Source organism: Pedobacter sp. UYP1, assembly GCF_040547305.1.
Lineage (GTDB): Bacteria > Bacteroidota > Bacteroidia > Sphingobacteriales > Sphingobacteriaceae > Pedobacter.
This window is the reverse complement of the sequence record NZ_JBEPPL010000011.1, coordinates 84,254-102,490: the sequence shown is the minus strand read 5'-3', so window position 1 is coordinate 102,490 and position 18,237 is coordinate 84,254. Positions and strand designations below refer to the sequence as shown.

The 18,237-nt window shown below is 40.1% G+C and carries 14 protein-coding genes; 4 read left to right on the top strand and 10 right to left on the bottom strand.

All coding sequences use genetic code 11. From position 1 onward, the window contains the following. Positions 1-199 precede the first annotated feature (199 nt). The 4 genes from ABIB30_RS19390 (at position 200) to ABIB30_RS19375 (ending at position 6,694) form a co-directional block, all read left to right on the top strand. Positions 200-2,623 (top strand): TonB-dependent siderophore receptor, encoded by a 2,424-nt coding sequence (locus ABIB30_RS19390; protein ID WP_354304694.1) that lies wholly within the window; start codon positions 200-202, stop codon positions 2,621-2,623. 1,097 nt (positions 2,624-3,720) lie between these two features. Beyond that, on the top strand, positions 3,721-3,936 hold the full coding sequence (locus tag ABIB30_RS19385; protein WP_068405584.1) for a FeoA family protein: 216 nt from the start codon (positions 3,721-3,723) through the stop codon (positions 3,934-3,936). Positions 3,937-3,943: 7 nt separating this feature from the next. After that, the gene (gene feoB / locus ABIB30_RS19380) at positions 3,944-6,061 is read left to right on the top strand and encodes a ferrous iron transport protein B (RefSeq protein WP_354304693.1); all 2,118 of its coding nucleotides are present in this window, start codon (positions 3,944-3,946) and stop codon (positions 6,059-6,061) included. A gap of 18 nt (positions 6,062-6,079) precedes the next feature. After that, the gene (locus ABIB30_RS19375) at positions 6,080-6,694 is read left to right on the top strand and encodes a SprT-like domain-containing protein (RefSeq protein ID WP_354304692.1); all 615 of its coding nucleotides are present in this window, start codon (positions 6,080-6,082) and stop codon (positions 6,692-6,694) included. On the opposite strand, the gene ABIB30_RS19370 is transcribed toward ABIB30_RS19375, so the two are convergent. From ABIB30_RS19370 to plsX, 10 genes are all read right to left on the bottom strand, one after another. Beyond that, positions 6,643-7,461, bottom strand: a complete 819-nt coding sequence (locus ABIB30_RS19370) for a hypothetical protein (RefSeq protein WP_354304691.1) — start codon at positions 7,459-7,461, stop codon at positions 6,643-6,645. The genes ABIB30_RS19375 and ABIB30_RS19370 overlap by 52 nt on opposite strands. A 57-nt stretch (positions 7,462-7,518) precedes the next feature. Next, on the bottom strand, positions 7,519-9,495 hold the full coding sequence (locus ABIB30_RS19365) for an alpha-ketoacid dehydrogenase subunit alpha/beta (RefSeq protein WP_354304690.1): 1,977 nt from the start codon (positions 9,493-9,495) through the stop codon (positions 7,519-7,521). Positions 9,496-9,500: 5 nt separating this feature from the next. After that, complete coding sequence (locus ABIB30_RS19360) at positions 9,501-10,892, bottom strand: LutB/LldF family L-lactate oxidation iron-sulfur protein (protein ID WP_354304689.1); 1,392 nt, start codon at positions 10,890-10,892, stop codon at positions 9,501-9,503. A gap of 105 nt (positions 10,893-10,997) precedes the next feature. Further along, complete coding sequence (locus tag ABIB30_RS19355) at positions 10,998-12,629, bottom strand: M28 family peptidase (RefSeq protein WP_354304688.1); 1,632 nt, start codon at positions 12,627-12,629, stop codon at positions 10,998-11,000. A gap of 226 nt (positions 12,630-12,855) precedes the next feature. After that, the gene (rpiB, locus tag ABIB30_RS19350; protein WP_354304687.1) at positions 12,856-13,296 is read right to left on the bottom strand and encodes a ribose 5-phosphate isomerase B; all 441 of its coding nucleotides are present in this window, start codon (positions 13,294-13,296) and stop codon (positions 12,856-12,858) included. A 4-nt stretch (positions 13,297-13,300) separates the two neighbouring features. Further along, positions 13,301-14,191 (bottom strand): twin-arginine translocase subunit TatC, encoded by an 891-nt coding sequence (tatC, locus tag ABIB30_RS19345; protein WP_354304686.1) that lies wholly within the window; start codon positions 14,189-14,191, stop codon positions 13,301-13,303. A gap of 90 nt (positions 14,192-14,281) precedes the next feature. After that, a complete protein-coding gene (gene accC, locus ABIB30_RS19340; RefSeq protein WP_068405607.1) occupies positions 14,282-15,622 on the bottom strand; it encodes an acetyl-CoA carboxylase biotin carboxylase subunit in 1,341 nt (446 codons plus the stop codon). A gap of 36 nt (positions 15,623-15,658) precedes the next feature. Next, the gene (gene accB / locus ABIB30_RS19335) at positions 15,659-16,141 is read right to left on the bottom strand and encodes an acetyl-CoA carboxylase biotin carboxyl carrier protein (protein WP_354304685.1); all 483 of its coding nucleotides are present in this window, start codon (positions 16,139-16,141) and stop codon (positions 15,659-15,661) included. A gap of 72 nt (positions 16,142-16,213) precedes the next feature. Further along, entirely contained in the window at positions 16,214-17,203 is a 990-nt protein-coding gene (locus tag ABIB30_RS19330; RefSeq protein WP_068405612.1) for a beta-ketoacyl-ACP synthase III, read from the bottom strand. A gap of 13 nt (positions 17,204-17,216) precedes the next feature. Next, positions 17,217-18,155, bottom strand: a complete 939-nt coding sequence (plsX, locus tag ABIB30_RS19325; RefSeq protein ID WP_354304684.1) for a phosphate acyltransferase PlsX — start codon at positions 18,153-18,155, stop codon at positions 17,217-17,219. Positions 18,156-18,237: the final 82 nt, after the last annotated feature.

Here is an 18,237-nt window from a genome sequence, read left to right as displayed (position 1 = left end):
TTGATGAGTAATTGACCTGTTTGCAGGGATCATACTTGAAAATTTAATGTCCGATTATTTAGCTAAAACAATTTATTTAATGAATAGACAATATTCTGCGTAAAAAGCTATTATTTAGACTGATTTAAAATAATTTTGAATACCTAGTAAAATTGAACTTACTTTGCGCCAAAATTATATATAATCAATCTAAATAATTATGGTAAAACAATTACTTTCATTAATTTTCATCTTATTTTTAAGTACCAGCTTATACGCACAACATACGGGAAGCGTCAAAGGTAGAATTACTACTTCTGATGGGACGATTGCCGATGGGGTAACTGTAAAACTAAAGGGTACTACCTTTGGTGCAATTACTGAGGAGAATGGTTCTTATTCAATCAGAAAGGTACCAACCGGAAACTATACTATAGTTGTTTCTGCTATTGGACTATATCCTAAAGAAAAACAAATTACAGTGACTAAAGAAACTGTAATAGCTGACTTCTCTCTGAATGAGAATAAGTCGCAGCTGAAGGATGTACAGATTTCTACCAATAAAAAATATAAAGTAGAAAAAGTCTCTTCTTCTTTACGTTTACAAACAAAATTATTGGAATTACCTCAGAACATTAAAGTGGTTACAAGCCAGTTGATGGCAGACCAAATGGCTTTTGATATTGTTGACGGCGTAACCAGAAACGTAAGTGGTGCCGTAAGAGTTGGCCATTGGGATGCGCAGTACGCAAATATTTACATGCGTGGTTTCTCTATTCCAGGATTCCGTAATGGGATGAATTTAAAAACCCCATGGGGCCCGCTTGCAGATGATGCAGCTACAATAGACCGTATTGAATTCGTGAAAGGCCCTGCCGGCTTTATGATGGCAAATGGTGAACCGGGTGGTCTTTACAATATCGTTACTAAAAAACCTACGGGTACGAATCAAAGTTCTGTTAGTCTGAGTGCGGGTGGATATAACCTTGCACGTGCTGCGGTAGATTTGGATACCAAGCTTTCTGCTGACGGTAAATTGTTATTTCGTTTAAACGTAGCTGCGCAAACTAAAGGCAGTTTCAATAAGTTCAATTACAATGATAAATACGTAATTGCTCCGGTAATCAGCTATCAGATTGACAGCAATACTAAAGTTACTGCTGAATATACACACCAGCACGTAGAAGCATTAGCATTGGGTAACTACGGATTCTCTCCGAAAGGATTTGGTGATACCGATCCGGGTTTCTTTCTTGGAGATCCTTCATTAGACCCAAATAAGCTGAATGACCATAACCTTACACTTTATTTCAATCATAAATTCAATAAAGACTGGACATTTAACGCACAAGCTGCCTATTTGAACTATTCTCTGGTGGGCAGTTCGATATGGCCTTCTATGATCGCTGCTAATGGTGACATGAGAAGAGGACTAAATATCAGTGAAGAATTGGCTATCAATAAAAATATACAATTGAGTTTGCAAGGCCAGTTCAAAACAGGAGAAGTTGTACATAGAGTTTTAGGAGGCCTGGATATGGGCAACTTAAAAACCTGGGGTGACTTTTCTAGTACCTCACAACCAGATGTTCAATTGGCTGGTAATGCCACTTTTAATATCTACAACCCTGTTTACGGTATACCAACTGCTAATATTCCTGTATTTGACAGATCCAAAAGCATTCAGGTAAGATCAGGCGCAAATACTTATGCAACCAACTCCACTTATACAGGAGTATATTTACAAGACGAATTGCGTTTTCTGGATGAGAAACTACGTTTAACCTTAGCAGGTCGTTTTACCCATGCAGAAACTGTTGGTAAAACCAATGCGACACAAATGTCAGATAATGCAGTTACCCCAAGAATAGGCTTAAGTTATTCCATTACTAAAGATTTCTCTGCTTACACCTTATACGATCAAAGTTTTATTCCGCAATCACAAGCTTCGAGATCAGCAACCGGCGACGTTTTTAAACCCGTAACAGGTAATAACATTGAATTTGGATTGAAGAAAGACTGGTTTGGCGGAAAATGGAACTCAACATTTTCTATGTATAAAATTACAAAGAAAAATGTGTTAACCCCTGACCCGGCATACCCTCTTGGAGATCCAAATAACTTCATGGTGCAATTAGGTGAAGTTCAATCTAAAGGTATTGAATTTGACTTAGTCGGTGAAGTAGCGGAAGGCTTAAACTTAACCCTGAACTACGCTTACACCGACCCGAAAGTAACCAGAGATGAGAACAAAGATCCGGCAAAAAATGCAACCGGAACTTACCTGGCTAATACGGCTAAACATATAACCAACGGATGGTTATCGTACCGTTACAGAAATGCAAACTCCATATTTAACGGAATTGGATTCTCAGGCGGTTACCAAATGCTACTAAACCGTTACGCAGGATCAGGAACTACTCAAACACCATTTGCAAATTACATCCGTTTCGACGCAGGTATATCTTACGTAAGAGGTAAATTCTCCATCACAGGTTTAGTAAGTAACTTACTAGACAAAAAACTATTCACTCAAGGTTCTTATACTAAAGTAGCAAAAGAAACAGCGACATCAGTTTCTTATTACACTTACATTTATGAAGTACCAAGAAATGGAAGAATCAGTGTTAAATACAACTTCTAATACTTATTGAATCAATAAAAATAATAACCCTTAGGTGTCTTAAACAGGCATCTAAGGTTGTTACTAATCTACAACCCTAAGGCTTCAGCAAATACCAATCTTTAAGGTGCTGATAAATAGCAATCCTAAGGCTTCAGTAAATTACTAATCTTTAAGGTGCTGACAATACCAATCCCTAAAGCATCATCAAATAACCACTCTAAGGCTTCAACAAATACTAATCTTTAAGGTGCTGATAAATAGCAATCACTAAGCATCATCAAATAACCAGCCTAAGGCTTCAGCAAATACTAACCTTTAAGGTGCTGACAATACCAATCCCTAAAGCATCATCAAATAACCACTCTAAGGCTTCTACAAATACTAATCTTTAAGGTGCTGACAATACCAATCCCTAAAGCATCATCAAATAACCACTCTAAGGCTTCTACAAATACTAATCTTTAAGGTGCTGATAAATAGCAATCACTAAGCGTCAACCAATAACAATCCTAAGGCTTCAACAAATACTAATCTTTAAGGTGCTGATAAATAGCAATCACTAAGCGTCAACCAATAACAATCCTAAGGCTTCAACAAATACTAATCTTTAAGGCGCTGACAAATAACAATCCCTGAAGCATCATCAAATAACCAGCCTAAGGCTTCAGCAAATACCAATCTTCGAGGTGCTGGAAAATACCAATCCCTAAAGCATCATCGAATAACCATTCTAAGGCTTCAACAAATACCAATCTTTAAGGTGCTGATAAATAGCAATCACTAAGCGCCAACAAACAAGCAATCCTTAAAGCGTCATCAAATAAACAATCCTTAACGCGCCAACAAGTAAACACCTAAAGCGCCGACAAAGGCGTTAACCGCGCTCCATAATTAAATTCCATTTAAAAGCCCTTCGTATAATACACTTCTCAATTGTGGATTGGATAAAAACAAAGGATACTTAATGTGAGGGCATTCGTTCCGAGCCCCTTCAGGCGACGGCAATGTCGCCCGAACATAAGTATTCTTTGTTTTTATGTATTAATGGTGTCACAACGAAGGTCTTTATTTGGATTTATTATTGATAAAGGGTACATTGCGGGCTAATTAAGCATATGAAACTTTCGCAGTTAAATCCAGGAGAACGTGGCACTATTGTAGCCTTTACAGATTTAGAAATGTCAGTAAAACTAATGGAAATGGGCTGTTTGCCTGGCGAAGTTGTGGAAGTTGAACGATTTGCACCACTAGGTGACCCGATGGCCATACGCGTTGCCGGATACCAATTATGTTTACGTAAAAACGAAGCTTCTGTTATTATAATTTCTTAGATCTATCTTGGCTACTACACTGAAAATTGCGTTAGTTGGTAATCCGAATACAGGGAAATCAACACTATTTAACTTACTCACCGGGTTAAACCAGAAGATAGGTAACTTCCCCGGTATCACTGTTGATAAGAAAACTGGTTTCTGCAAACTTTCCGCCACACAACAGGCCGAAATAGTCGATCTGCCGGGAACCTACAGCTTATACCCAAAAAGCAGAGATGAAAGTATCGTATTTCAAGTACTTGCCGATAAAAAAAACCCAAGCCACCCCGACCTCATTGTATTAGTTGCCGACGCAACTAACCTGCGCAGGAACCTGCTCCTTTACTCACAAGTAGCAGACTTACGTATTCCAGTCGTACTTGCACTGAATATGACGGACATGGCCACCAAAGAAGGTATCAATGTCAATATTGATGAACTCTCTAAACGCCTCGGCATCCAGGTTGTTGCCATCTCTGCCAGAAGTAAAACGGGCCTTGACGCACTAAAACAAGCCATTGCCAATACTACCACTATCCCTACACAAGTAGACGGAGCTGACGTTAATGTACTGGCTCCGGCCGCCATTAATGAAACCAAAACCATTCTTGATACTGATAACGACTACTTTGCACTGCAAATTCTGCATCAGCATGAGCACCTTGAAATCTATACCGCTCAGCAGCACGCAAATTTCGAGCAGATTAAAAAGGCAAACGAATTCGAATCCTCCAAACTACAGGCAGCAGAAACCATTGCCCGTTACAGATATTTAAGTACCATATTATCCGGTGTCATCGAAGATACCGGCGCCTCCAGGAAATTTGCATTCAGTGATAAAATAGATTCGATTCTGACTAACCGTTTCTGGGGATTCTTTATCTTCCTGTTTATCCTGTTCTTTATTTTTAATGCAATCTTTTCGTGGTCTGCCTATCCGATGAGCCTGATTGAAGGTGCGTTTGGCTGGATTGCGAAAACAGGACACGAATACCTTCCCGACGGAATACTAACCAACCTTCTTTTAGACGGTGTGGTTGCCGGACTAGGCGGTATTATTGTTTTTATTCCTCAGATTGCCATTCTGTTTGCATTGATTTCCATCCTGGAAGATACCGGCTATATGGCCAGGGTAACCTTTATGATGGATAAGATCATGCGGAAGTTTGGAATGAGCGGGAAGTCAGTCGTACCAATGATCGGTAGTTTCGCCTGCGCTGTTCCCTCTATTATGAGTGCGAGGAACATTGAAAACTGGAAAGACAGGATCATTACTATTATGGTTTCTCCATTAGTCAGCTGTTCAGCAAGACTTCCGGTTTATACCTTATTGATCTCCCTGATTATTCCAGATACCAAACTATTTGGCTTTATCAGTATGCAGGCACTTGCGCTGATGGGAATGTATCTGATCAGCATCATTGCTGCGGTTACTGTAGCTTTCGTGATGAAATTCATGATTAAGGCTACAGAAAAGTCTTACTTTATTATGGAGTTGCCTGTTTACAGAATGCCAAGATGGAGTAACGTACTGTTCACCATGTATGAAAAATCTAAAACCTTCGTATTTGAAGCAGGTAAGGTGATTATCGCAATATCCATAGTTTTATGGGTGATGGCAACCTACGGCCCGTCGGAGAAATTCGAGCAGATAGAAACGAAATACGCTAAAATTGAAATGCAAAAAGATAGTGTGCAAATCAGTACACTGGAAAGAGATAAATCGGCCGAGAAACTGGAAAATTCTTACGCAGGCATTCTGGGCAGAAGCATCGAACCGGTCATTAAACCTTTGGGATTTGACTGGAAAATTGGAATTGCACTGATTACCTCATTCGCTGCCCGTGAAGCCTTTGTAGGGACAATGGCTACGATTTACAGTGTTGACAACGGAGAAGAGAACCCTGGAACCATACGGGATAAAATGAGAGAGGCGAGAAATCCGGAAACCGGACTGCCAGTCTTTACCTTTGCCACTGGATTTGCCCTGATGCTGTTTTACGCTTTCGCTATGCAATGTATGAGTACTGTTGCAGTTGTTTACCGCGAAACAAAATCATGGAAATGGCCGTTGATTCAGACCGTATATATGACCGCTATGGCCTATGTAGCCAGTTTAATCGCCTATCAGTTTTTGAAGTAAATTCTTTATCTTAGGGCTGTGGAAAAAGTTGATGTTTTAGCACAGTATATGCCCCCTGAGGCGGCTCCCGTAATTGCTAAATGGATCGACTACTTTCAATGTGAATTTAAGATCTCCAAAAGCAGGGCGACCAAACTCGGTGATTACAGACACCCTTTTAAAGAACTGGGACATAAAATCTCTGTCAATAATAACCTGAACCGCTATGCCTTCCTGGTTACTACAGTGCACGAATTTGCACACCTTTTAACCTGGAATGATCATAAAAATAAGGTCAAGCCACACGGCGGAGAATGGAAACACAACTTTAAAAGAATGATGACACCCTTTCTGGAGCAGCAGGTTTTTCCTGAAGATCTGCAAAAGGCTATCAGTACTTACTTAACTAACCCTTCTGCCTCCAGTTGTACCGACTTAAGTCTCTCCAGAGCTCTTAAAAAGTATGATGGCACGCTTGACCATTCCCGATTAGAAGAACTCCCTCAGCACACAGTATTCACCATTAAAGATGGCCGCAGATTTAAAAAAGGAGAGAAGCTCAGAAAACGTTTCAGATGTGAATGTCTGGATAACGGTAATATCTACTTATTTAGTCCTTTAGCCGAAGTCGTTGTATCTGCCACTGGTACATAAATAGAAGCATTATCCTCTATTCTCCATTTAAAGTTTAACTTATCATCTTTAAACAGCGAAGGAAAATTCAATAGACTATCGATATAAGCATCTTTAGTCTTCACCAGAATACTGGATTTATAATTCGGCTGCCGCTTACTTTTAAGCATGATATAAAGTGCATCCGGATAAGTGGAGATATTATCAAATACCATTTCAAATTTATCCGTACCATTGATCGCATCATCGATTCCCTTCACATCCGAAGCATAATTCTCTTCAGGATACTTATTGTCAGCCACCTGAACCAATAAATATGGGAGTGTGCGTAAAGCCTCAGCAGAGCTTGCTGTGCGGCTATCTATTTTGAAGATCACATTATTCCGCATATAAGTCCTGACGTCCTTAAAAACGCTCCCTTCCTCGTTCATGAGCTTAATCCGTTCTTTTACCAGAATCAGGCTGTCATTCTTGAAATAATAGCTTTTTACGGCATTACTGATCGACCCGTTCGAGGTGTAGGTTTTATACAACATACCATCATTATGCGCACTGTACTTTTCTGCGTATACAGAAAGATCGCCCGATAAATAGATCAGACTGTATTCTTTCTTATAATCTCTCAATGTCCGGTCAATCGCAGCAGCATAGTTTAAAATAGACTTATCAGTCATATTTGTGGTACCTTCTTCAGGTAAACCAGCTTGTGGGTGTGTAGATTTAAAATACTTACAACCCGGAAGTGTAAACAGTAAAACTCCTAAACATAGTAGATAAATGGTTTTCATAACGCGCTCCGGTAAGTAATGGTCTTTTGATGAGCAGGCCATTATCGTGCCAAGGCCTTAGTAAGCCATCAATTTCTGAACAGTTTCATGCAGACGGCTTTTAGCCAGAAACTGATCTTCGAGCAGTTTACTCATTGGAATAGCGGTGTCCAGACTCGCGCAGCGCATTACAGGCGCATCTAAATCCGTGAAACAGTGTTCCCCAATCCAAGCAGCGATCTCAGCACCAAAACCACTGCTTAAGGTATCCTCATGAAGAATAATTACCCGGCCCGTAACCTTTACAGCCGTTGCAACTGTTTCTTTATCCCAAGGCTGTAAACTGCATAAATCTATTAGGTTTACCGATAATTCAGGATGGTCATAAAGATAAGAAAGTGACCAGTGAACGCCCAGGCCATAGGTAATGATCGTGAACTGCTGCCCTTTTTTAAGCCAGTTGGCTTTGCCGATTTCCAGTGTATAATGACCAGCAGGAACTAATCCGCTTAAACTCCTGTATAAAAGTTTATGTTCAAAATAAATAACGGGGTTAGGGTCTTCAATTGCTGCGAGCAACAAACCCTTTGCATCATAAGGAAAAGCAGGATAAACTATTTTAAGACCCGGAGTCTTGGTAAACCAGGCCTCATTACTCTGAGAATGAAAAGGACCTGCACCAGTTCCGGCCCCCGTAGGCATTCTGACCACTACATCCGCTTTTTCTCCCCAGCGGTAATGTGTTTTGGCCAGGTTATTTATAATCTGATTGAATCCGCAGGTCACGAAATCTGCAAACTGCATCTCTACAACTGCCTTATAACCATTGATGGACAAACCAAGCCCGGCACCAACTATTGCAGATTCACAAATAGGCGTGTTACGGACTCTCGCTTTACCGAATTCTTCTGCAAAACCTGCTGTAATTTTAAACGCACCTCCATATTCAGCAATATCCTGTCCCATAATCACCAGGTTGGGATGCTGTTGCATACCAATTCTTAAACCATCGCTGATGGCATCCAGGTAACGGATTTCGGTAGAAGGTTCAGCAGGAGGGATTACCTGTTGCGAATAAGGATAATACATATCCGTAAGTTCCGTTACTGCAGAAGGTTCAGGGTCAGCATCTTTAAAAGCCAGCTCAATTTCCTGATCCAGTTCAGTTTTGAAACCTGCTTTAATCTCTTGTAAAAGCTCATCGGTTAAGATACGTTGTTTAAACAGATAGCGCTCAAAATTCTTAACCGGATCTTTTTCAGCCCACTCTTCAAACAAATGAGGTGGAACATATTTGGTACCTGAAGCCTCTTCATGGCCTCTCATCCTGAAAGTAAGGCATTCCAATAAAACTGGTCTTGGATGAGCACGGATGTTTTTTGTAATCTCAGTAATCGTATCAAAGACCTCTAAAACATTATTGCCGTCAATCTGAATTCCTTCAATCCCATAACCAATGGCCTTGTCCACTAAGTCATCACAATTGAATTGTTCGTTAATTGGTGTAGAAAGGCCGTAACCATTGTTTTCAACCAGAAAGATGACAGGTAAATTCCAGACTGAAGCCACATTAACGGCTTCATGGAAATCACCCTCACTGGTCGCGCCTTCTCCGGTAAAAACAAGAGTGGCCTGTTCTTTTCCGGCTATCAGGTCGGCCAGGGCAATTCCATCAGCCAAAGCCAGCTGAGGGCCAAGGTGAGAAATCATCCCTATGATTTTAAATTCTTGCGTGCCGAAGTGAAAAGACCTGTCTCTCCCTTTAGTAAAGCCAGTCATTTTTCCCTGCCACTGCGCCATTAAATTACGCAGCGGAATATCTCTGGATGTAAACACACCCAGGTTTCTGTGCATCGGCAAAATATATTCTTCCGCATGCATCGCTAAAGTGGCTCCCACTGCGATTGCCTCCTGGCCTATGCCAGAAAACCATTTACCTATTTGTCCCTGCCTAAGCAGGATCAGCATTTTTTCTTCGACCATTCTGGGATAAAGGAGACGCTTATAAAGCGACAACAAAGTTTCATCGTCTTTTTCTTTCCGGTCGAAATGCATATAGGTTAGGTTTGCGGTTTAGTTTTGGACTTTTCCTCCCACTGTTTGGCGAAAGACTTTGGTGCGACCTCCGGCATAGCACGGTATTTGCCCCACATTTTTTTGAAGATCAGCTTCATGAAAAAATTCTTGATTTTTCCACCGAACAAGTCCATTTTTGACCTTTTGGACATCCCTGTATTCCAGATCTTCCAGCCAATATCTTCTGTTTTAGTATTTTGATGCTGTTCTACCGCATCTCTTCTGTTCAGCAGCAACATTTTATGGATATCAATCTTTACCGGGCAAACTTCAGAACATTTACCACAAAGACTTGACGCATAACTCAGGTGCTTGAACTCCTTCATCCCCTGTAAATGAGGTGTTATAATAGAGCCAATAGGACCACTATAAGTTGTATTGTAGGTATGACCGCCAATATTCTTATAAACAGGGCAGGCATTCAGACAAGCGCCGCAACGGATACAATATAACCCCTGACGCTGATCTTTTTGTGCCAGCAGATTTGTACGTCCGTTATCCAGTAAGATCACATACATTTCTTCCGGGCCATCAGTTTCATGCGGCTGTCTTGGCCCGCTTAGAATTGAATTGTAAACTGTTAAATTCTGACCCGTTCCATGGCTTGATAATAAAGGCCAGAAAAGATCAAGATCGGCCATAGAAGGAATGATTTTCTCAATTCCGACAATGGCAATATGTATTTTAGGGAAGGTTGTACTTAAGCGGGCATTTCCTTCATTTTCGGTTAGCGCAACGCTGCCTGTATCTGCAATCAGGAAATTTCCACCAGTAATCCCGATATCAGCACTCAGGTATTTCTCTCTTAAGAGTTCTCTTGCTTTTTGTGTAAGCTGTTCTGGCGTATAATCTATCGGAGTACCGAATTTTTCATGGAATAACTTCGCAATTTCCTCTTTAGTGAGGTGCATTGCAGGGGTCACGATATGATAAGGTGCCTGCCCTAACAACTGTACAATAAATTCACCCAGATCACTTTCTAAAGACGATATGCCGTTCTTTTCCAGGAAGTCATTCAGATGAATTTCTTCAGTAGTCATGGATTTCGATTTGATAACCGATTTGCCACCACTTTTATTAATTATATTTAAAATCTCTTTTTGTGCTTCTTCCGCATCGTTAGCCCAGATTACTTTCCCACCACGACGCTGGAAATTAGCTTCAAATTCCGGTAAGAACTTGTCCAGGTTTTCCATCACTCTCCACTTGATGACATGCGCCTTCTTCTTTGAGTTTTCTAAATTCTCAAACTTCGTTAAACCCCTTGCAACCGCATCATTATACTTTCCTATGTTGTGGTTGATTGTGTTACGATGATCTACATCAAATGCCTTCTCATCTGCCTTCACCAAAAACTCTTCAGCAATCTTCGTCATGTTCAAATATAAATAAATGTTTGAGAGCCTGTTTAAAATTAGGGGCTAAAATTAACAAGCTCTTAATAAAACGAAAAAACCTGCAGGTTATGCAGGTTTTTAAAATTATTTTGTGGGTGTACCGTCTTCATTTTTATTTACCACGGGGCGGGTAGGGCGGTTAGCCAGGTCCCAGGCCGTATAATAGACTAATTGTGCACGTCGGGCCAGCAAGTCGAATCTAATCTTACTGATCTCATCGCCCGGCTGGTGGTAATCTTCATGTACCCCATTAAAATAAAAGATCACCGGGATACCATGTTTCGCGAAATTATAATGATCTGAACGGTAATAGAATTGGTTTGGATCAGTTCTGTTATTGTATTTCATGTCCAGGTTCATTTTCATATACTGATCATTTGCATTTATTCCGGCAGCATTCAGGTCAGAACTCAGCATATCAGAACCAATAATATAAATGTAGTCAGGCTTGTCTTCGTGCTCTTTATCCACACGCCCAATCATATCAATATTTAAATTGGTAATTGTGTTTTTTAGTGGAAACACCGGGTATTCTGAATACCATTGTGATCCTAAAAGTCCTTTTTCCTCTCCAACTACAGTCATAAACAAGATGCTCCGCTTAGGTCCTTTTCCTGCTTGTTTAGCTTTAGCGAAAGCATCAGCAATCAGTAATACGCCAGTAGTTCCTGATCCATCATCATCTGCACCGTTGTTTACTTTATCAGTACCCGAGGTTGTCAGACCAATGTGGTCATAATGAGCAGTGACCACTAAAATCTCTTTTTTTAGTACAGGATCTGATCCTTCCAGAAAGCCCAGCACATTTTCAGCTTTCAAGTTTATTTCATGCTTCACAGCAGTTGCGGAAATTGCAACATTAATTGTTTGGGTAGCTGGTTTACCTGTTGAGTTCATTTTTTGCTGTACCTCTTCTACTGTAGTTCCTGCAGCTTTTAAAAGCTGATTGGCAGTGGAAACTGAGATATCAACTACAGGAAAGGATTTTAGATTAGTCATCCTTTTGATCGTTTCTTCTGTTTTCAAAAATATATATCCCTCATCAGCATACCTGGTTTTCATTTCCTGATTCAGTGTATCCAATGCCGGTTCTATCATAATTATTGCTGCTGCTTTATGATTAGCCAGGTATTTCATTTTAGCCTGTTTGGCCGACATATGTTTTCTTCTTGCAGCACGGTCGGTTGGTACAGGTTCATCTTTTAGCGGACCGCCGGAAGCGAAGATCATTACAACTTTGTCTGTAACATCAATACCAGCGTAATCGTTATAATCTTCAGAATCGATTCCGTAACCTGCAAAAATTATTTCTTTTGTATTGATGTTAAACCCCTGAGGGGCTACATTATAGGCAGGCATCATATAATCTTTCTCCACCTTTTTAACCTGGCCATTAACTGTAAATACGGTCTGGCCCAGTTTATAAGTCATCATACCTACCGGTTGAAAATAATCTCCTTTTACGGGGCCTTCTAAACCAATACTTTTAAAATGGTTTTTGATGTATTCAGCTGCCATCCAGGCACCTTTTTTACCTGTTTCTCTGCCCTCGTATTCATCAGATGCGAGTACAGAAAGATGCTTATAAGCATTTGTCTTATTAATACCTGCACTGAATTTTACGGCTGTTTTGTTCTTAACAGCTTGCTGTCCTTGTGCGCAGGCACCTAAGCAAAGCAATAAAGCCATGCTTGTACTTAAAATGTGTTTGTTCATTATTTAGTTTTATACTGTTTTCTTGTTTTTCCGGATGAATTGCCCTGCTCCTTAAGCGGTCTTAATATAAGAAATTAATTATTTCTTATGGCGACACTGAACCGGTTTTTCAAAAAATAACTATTATGTTACAGCACAGACCTGGTGGTTATAAAACTGGCCTGAACTTCTATGAAATTCAGACCAGATATTTTACTTTTTCTATGCTGATAGTCAGGATAAATAGCTATAGATTAACAGCTATTTTATCCACCCTTCCAGCGTGTCTGCCACCTTCAAATTCCGTATTCAGAAAGGTCATGACCATTTCTTTGGCCAGTTCTGCTGACACAAACCTTGCAGGGATACAAATGATATTTGCATCGTTATGCTGTCTGACTAAGGAAGCTATTTCATTTTCCCAGCAAATCGCGGCTCTGATTCCCTGGTGTTTGTTAGCTGTAATCGCAATTCCGTTAGCGCTACCGCAAATCAGGATTCCAAAATGGAACTCTCCATTTTCCACAGCCGAAGCCACTGGATGTGCAAAATCAGGATAATCTACAGAGTCCGGGCTATAAGTTCCATAATCCTGCACCTGAAAATCCTTCAGAAAATCACGTAATAACTCTTTGTAAGCGAAACCAGCGTGGTCAGCGCCAATAGCGATTTTTAATTGTGTGGACATGTTTTTAAGCGTTGTTACCTTTAGTTGTGCCGTAAAGTTCTTTGTTCTTTCTGCGCTCAATTTTTGCAGAAATGAATATACTCAACTCATATAAAATGAATAGCGGGAAAGCTACAACAAGCATCGTCATCATATCTGGAGTAGGTGTAACTACAGCAGCAATGATCAGGATGATTACAATTGCATATCTCCGGCTGGCACGCATAAATGCAGGGGTCATGATACCGAATATAGACAGGATATAAATGACAACAGGTAATTCAAATATAATCCCGGTACCGATGGTTAAAGTAGAGACAGATGATAAATACGAATCAATAGTGAACGTATTTTCAATCATCGGACTCACCGAGAAATTCGTCAGGAAGTTAATTGATAATGGACAGATGATGTAGTAACCGAATAAAACACCTATCAGAAATAATACAGAGGCAAAGAAGACAAATCCCCTTGCAGCCTTCCTTTCCTTCTCATGAAGGGCAGGTTTGATGAATAACCAGAGTTCAAAAAGAATATACGGAATCCCAAAAACGATACCCGTCATGATACAGGAATTAATCTGTAACGTGAACTGGCCCGCCATTTCCGTGTTGATAATTTTACCCTTAATAACGGTAATACAAAAGTCTGATCCCAGTGAAGGGAAAACCTGTACCAGCTTACACATCATCCGGTAAGTCCAGAAATCGGCGCTCTTAGGGCCCATTATAATCGTGTTAAACAGGAAATCGTAGTACCAGAAGGCTAAACCAGTAAAAATTACGATCGCCAATAATGCTCTGAGCAAGTGTTTTCTTAATACATCAATATGGTCAAAGAAAGACATTTCAGACTCCAGATTCTTTCCTTTATTCTTAATGGCCCCTATAAGGTCCTGCGCTTTATTATCACTCATGTAAGTTATTTGTAAAACAAAAATACCATTCTATTTTATTAGAATGGTATTTACGTTTTAAATATAATAATTAGATGTCTTTATTCGGATTTATTCAGAAAAAACAAATGTTTCCATGAACTTAGTGGTGAAATTTCCTGCTCTGAAGTTCGGATCTTTCATCAATTGCAAGTGAAAAGGGATTGTAGTTTTTACACCCTCGATTACAAACTCACTTAGCGCACGTTCCATGGTACTGATGGCTTCTTCACGTGTTTGTGCAACACAGATCAGCTTAGCGATCATCGAATCATAGTTAGAAGGAATCTGATAGCCTGCATAAACATGCGTATCCACCCTCACCCCATGTCCACCCGGAGAATGGAAATTAGTGATTTTTCCAGGACAAGGTCTGAAGTTATTAAACGGATCTTCCGCATTGATCCTGCATTCAATCGCATGCATGTTCGGAAGATAGTTTTTACCAGAGATCGGAACGCCTGAAGCTACCTTAATCTGTTCTTTAATTAAATCATAGTTGATTACTTCTTCTGTAACCGGATGCTCTACCTGGATACGCGTATTCATCTCCATGAAGTAGAAGTTACGGTGTTTATCAACCAAAAATTCGATGGTTCCAGCACCTTCATAAGATACAGCAGTGGCTCCTTTAATTGCAGCCTCACCCATACGTTCTCTCAATTCCGGAGTCATGAAAGGAGATGGAGCTTCTTCAACCAATTTCTGGTGACGACGCTGAATAGAACAGTCACGCTCAGATAAGTGACAAGCTTTACCATATTGATCACCAATAATCTGGATTTCAATGTGGCGTGGATCTTCGATATACTTTTCTAAATATAAACCGTCATTTCCAAAAGCAGCGCCAGATTCCTGTCTTGCACTGTCCCATGCATTTTCGAAGTCTTCATCTTTCCATACCACACGCATTCCACGGCCACCACCACCGGCAGTTGCTTTAAGGATTACAGGATATCCGATTTCATTGGCTAAGACAATACCTTCTTTTACGCTTTCCAGCAAACCCTGAGAACCAGGGATAGTAGGTACGCCAGCTTTTTTCATCGTTTCTTTAGCGGAAGCTTTATCTCCCATAGAATTGATCTGTTCTGGTGTAGCACCAATGAACTTAATTCCATAGTCTCTGCAAACAGAAGAGAACTTAGCGTTCTCAGATAAAAAGCCGTAGCCTGGATGAATCGCATCTGCATTGGTTAATTCAGCAGCTGAAATAATATTTGGGATACTTAAGTAAGAATCTTTACTCGGAGGTGGGCCTATACAAACAGCTTCATCCGCGAAACGAACATGGAGACTCTCCCTGTCAGCAGTTGAATAAACTGCAACAGTTTTAATGCCCATTTCCTTACAGGTACGAATAATACGTAACGCAATTTCGCCCCTGTTGGCAATTAGTATTTTTTTAAACATATAATTGATAAGATGATAATTTGCCAGAAGCAAATATTACATAGGTTCTACTAAAAATAATGGTTGGTCGTATTCTACAGGTGATGAGTTATCAACCAATACTTTAACGATTCTTCCAGAAACTTCACTTTCAATTTCGTTGAATAATTTCATTGCCTCAATGATACAGATAACTTTACCCGGAGCGATTTCATCACCAACATTTGCAAATGAAGGTTTTTCAGGGCTCGAGGAACGGTAGAAAGTTCCGATCATTGGAGATTTTACAGTAATATATTTAGAATCATCAGCCTCAGCAGCAGACGAAGCGTTGTTTGCCGTTACAGCAACAGGTTGTACTGCTGGAGCAGATGGTAACACCTGTGGTGCTACTGCCTGCGCAGGGACTGTTGTGGTAATAACTGTTGGGGTCTGATTAGTTTTGATAGTAATTTTGAAGTCCTTTTGTTCTATTGCAACTTCATTGACGCCCGAACGAGAAACAAATTTAATGAGTTCCTGAATTTGTTTGATATCCATTTTTAGGTATTTTGTTGAAAAGATATTGGTCTTTTAAAGACTCAAAGTTAATATTTTTATTTGTAATAAAATTTAGTAAGCCCACTTTATATATACTGATCCCCAGGTAAATCCACCCCCAAAAGCAGCAAGAATAATATTGTCCCCTTTTTTTAGTTTGTCTTCCCATTCCCATAAACAAAGCGGGATGGTTCCATTGGTGGTATTGCCGTAACGTTCAATATTGATCATTACTTTTTCAGCTCCTATGCCCATTCTTGAAGCCGTAGCATCAATAATTCTTTTATTGGCCTGATGTGGAACTAACCATTTCACATCTTCAGCATTCAGCTGATTACGCTCCATGATTTCGGCCGCTACATCTGCCATATTAGTTACCGCAAATTTAAAAACAGCTTTTCCTTCCTGGTAAACGAAATGTTCTCTCTGATCAATCGTTTCGTGCGAAGCTGGTTTAACAGATCCGCCGGCTTTCTGATGCAGGAATTGTCTTCCGGCACCATCCGATTTTAAAACAGAGTCAATGATTCCATTACCTTCATCATTAGGTTCCAATAACACAGCACCACAACCATCACCAAAAATGATGCAGGTTGTTCTGTCCGTATAATCAATGATAGACGACATTTTATCGCCGCCCACCACCAATACCTTTTGATGTTTTCCTGACTGGATAAATTGCGAAGCAGTAGAAATCCCATAGATAAATCCAGAACAGGCTGCCTGTAAATCAAAACCCCATGCATTTTTTGCACCGATTTTATCGGCTAAAATATTTGCAGTGGCTGGGAAAGGCATGTCGGGAGTCGTGGTACAAAAGATAATCAGGTCGATCTCTTCTGCAGTAATACCTCTTTTCTTTAACAATCCGTTCACTGCGTGAACCGCCATGTCAGAGGTACCTAATCCTTCACCTTTTAATATTCTTCGCTCTTTAATACCCGTTCGTGAGGTGATCCATTCATCTGTTGTGTCAACTATCGTCTCTAACTCTTTATTAGAAAGGATATAATCAGGAACATAACCTTGAACCGCAGTAATAGCAGCGTGAATTTTACTCATTTGTTGTCAGATTTTATTTAAATGCATCTTGTATTTTTTCCACCAGACCTGTAGTAATCATATCTCTCGCTTGAAAGATCATATTTTTTACAGCGGTAGGCGAGGAGATTCCATGACCTATGATCACAGGTGCATTTACTCCAAGAACCGGACTTCCACCGTAATTTTCATAATTAAACCTGTCGAAGAACTCATCTTTAAGTCCTTTCTTGATGGTCATTATGTAAAACGATTCAGCTAATTTCAACATAATGTTTCCGGTAAACCCGTCACATACAATTACATCTGCTTTTTCGTTGAATAAATCACGTCCCTCAATATTTCCAATGAAGTTGAAGAGATTACATTCTTTCATCAATGGAAAAGTAGCCAGACTTAACATATTTCCTTTTTCATCTTCTTCACCAATGTTGATCAGGCCGACTTTAGGGGTGTTTATCTGCATCACATTTTCAGCATATAAACTTCCTAAAACGCCGAATTGGAGCAGAGTGTCAGGCTTACAGTCGGCATTTGCACCAACGTCCAGCATTAAACCTCTTCCTCCATCAAGTTTGGGTACGATCGTGCACAGACAAGGTCTGATAATACCAGGAACAGTTTTTACACTAAAAACTGCGCCAACCATCATCGCACCAGAGTTACCTGCGCCGACAAATGCATCGATTTCTCCTTTTTTTAACATAGAGAAACCCAGAGAAATACTTGAGTTTGGTTTTTGAGCAATCGCTCTTGTGGGATGTTCGCCCATACCAATTACCTCTTCGGTATGAACATATTCAAAGTGATCGGGATTGAACCCATTTTCAGCGAGCAAAGGCTTAATTTGCTGAGTATCGCCGATTAGCACTAAATGCTCATTTGGCGCTAGTAATTCATGAGCAGCTATTGCTCCCAAAACGTTTGCTTTGGGAGCATAGTCTCCGCCCATTATATCGAGACCTATTTTCATAGTAAAAAATCAGTTTGTGAATAAAGCATTATTGCCTTTTTTTTCAAGCGCCTAAGTTAAACTTAATGAAGCTGAAAACACA

Excerpts from the sequence above, each read along its gene's own strand:
- ABIB30_RS19390 (WP_354304694.1), top strand. The coding sequence starts at position 200 with ATGGTAAAACAATTACTTTCATTAATTTTCATCTTATTTTTAAGTACC.
- ABIB30_RS19385 (WP_068405584.1), top strand. The coding sequence starts at position 3,721 with ATGAAACTTTCGCAGTTAAATCCAGGAGAACGTGGCACTATTGTAGCC.
- ABIB30_RS19370 (WP_354304691.1), bottom strand. The coding sequence starts at position 7,461 with ATGAAAACCATTTATCTACTATGTTTAGGAGTTTTACTGTTTACACTT.
- ABIB30_RS19365 (WP_354304690.1), bottom strand. The coding sequence starts at position 9,495 with ATGCATTTCGACCGGAAAGAAAAAGACGATGAAACTTTGTTGTCGCTT.
- ABIB30_RS19360 (WP_354304689.1), bottom strand. The coding sequence starts at position 10,892 with ATGACGAAGATTGCTGAAGAGTTTTTGGTGAAGGCAGATGAGAAGGCA.
- ABIB30_RS19355 (WP_354304688.1), bottom strand. The coding sequence starts at position 12,629 with ATGAACAAACACATTTTAAGTACAAGCATGGCTTTATTGCTTTGCTTA.
- rpiB (WP_354304687.1), bottom strand. The coding sequence starts at position 13,296 with ATGTCCACACAATTAAAAATCGCTATTGGCGCTGACCACGCTGGTTTC.
- tatC (WP_354304686.1), bottom strand. The coding sequence starts at position 14,191 with ATGAGTGATAATAAAGCGCAGGACCTTATAGGGGCCATTAAGAATAAA.
- accC (WP_068405607.1), bottom strand. The coding sequence starts at position 15,622 with ATGTTTAAAAAAATACTAATTGCCAACAGGGGCGAAATTGCGTTACGT.
- accB (WP_354304685.1), bottom strand. The coding sequence starts at position 16,141 with ATGGATATCAAACAAATTCAGGAACTCATTAAATTTGTTTCTCGTTCG.
- ABIB30_RS19330 (WP_068405612.1), bottom strand. The coding sequence starts at position 17,203 with ATGAGTAAAATTCACGCTGCTATTACTGCGGTTCAAGGTTATGTTCCT.
- plsX (WP_354304684.1), bottom strand. The coding sequence starts at position 18,155 with ATGAAAATAGGTCTCGATATAATGGGCGGAGACTATGCTCCCAAAGCA.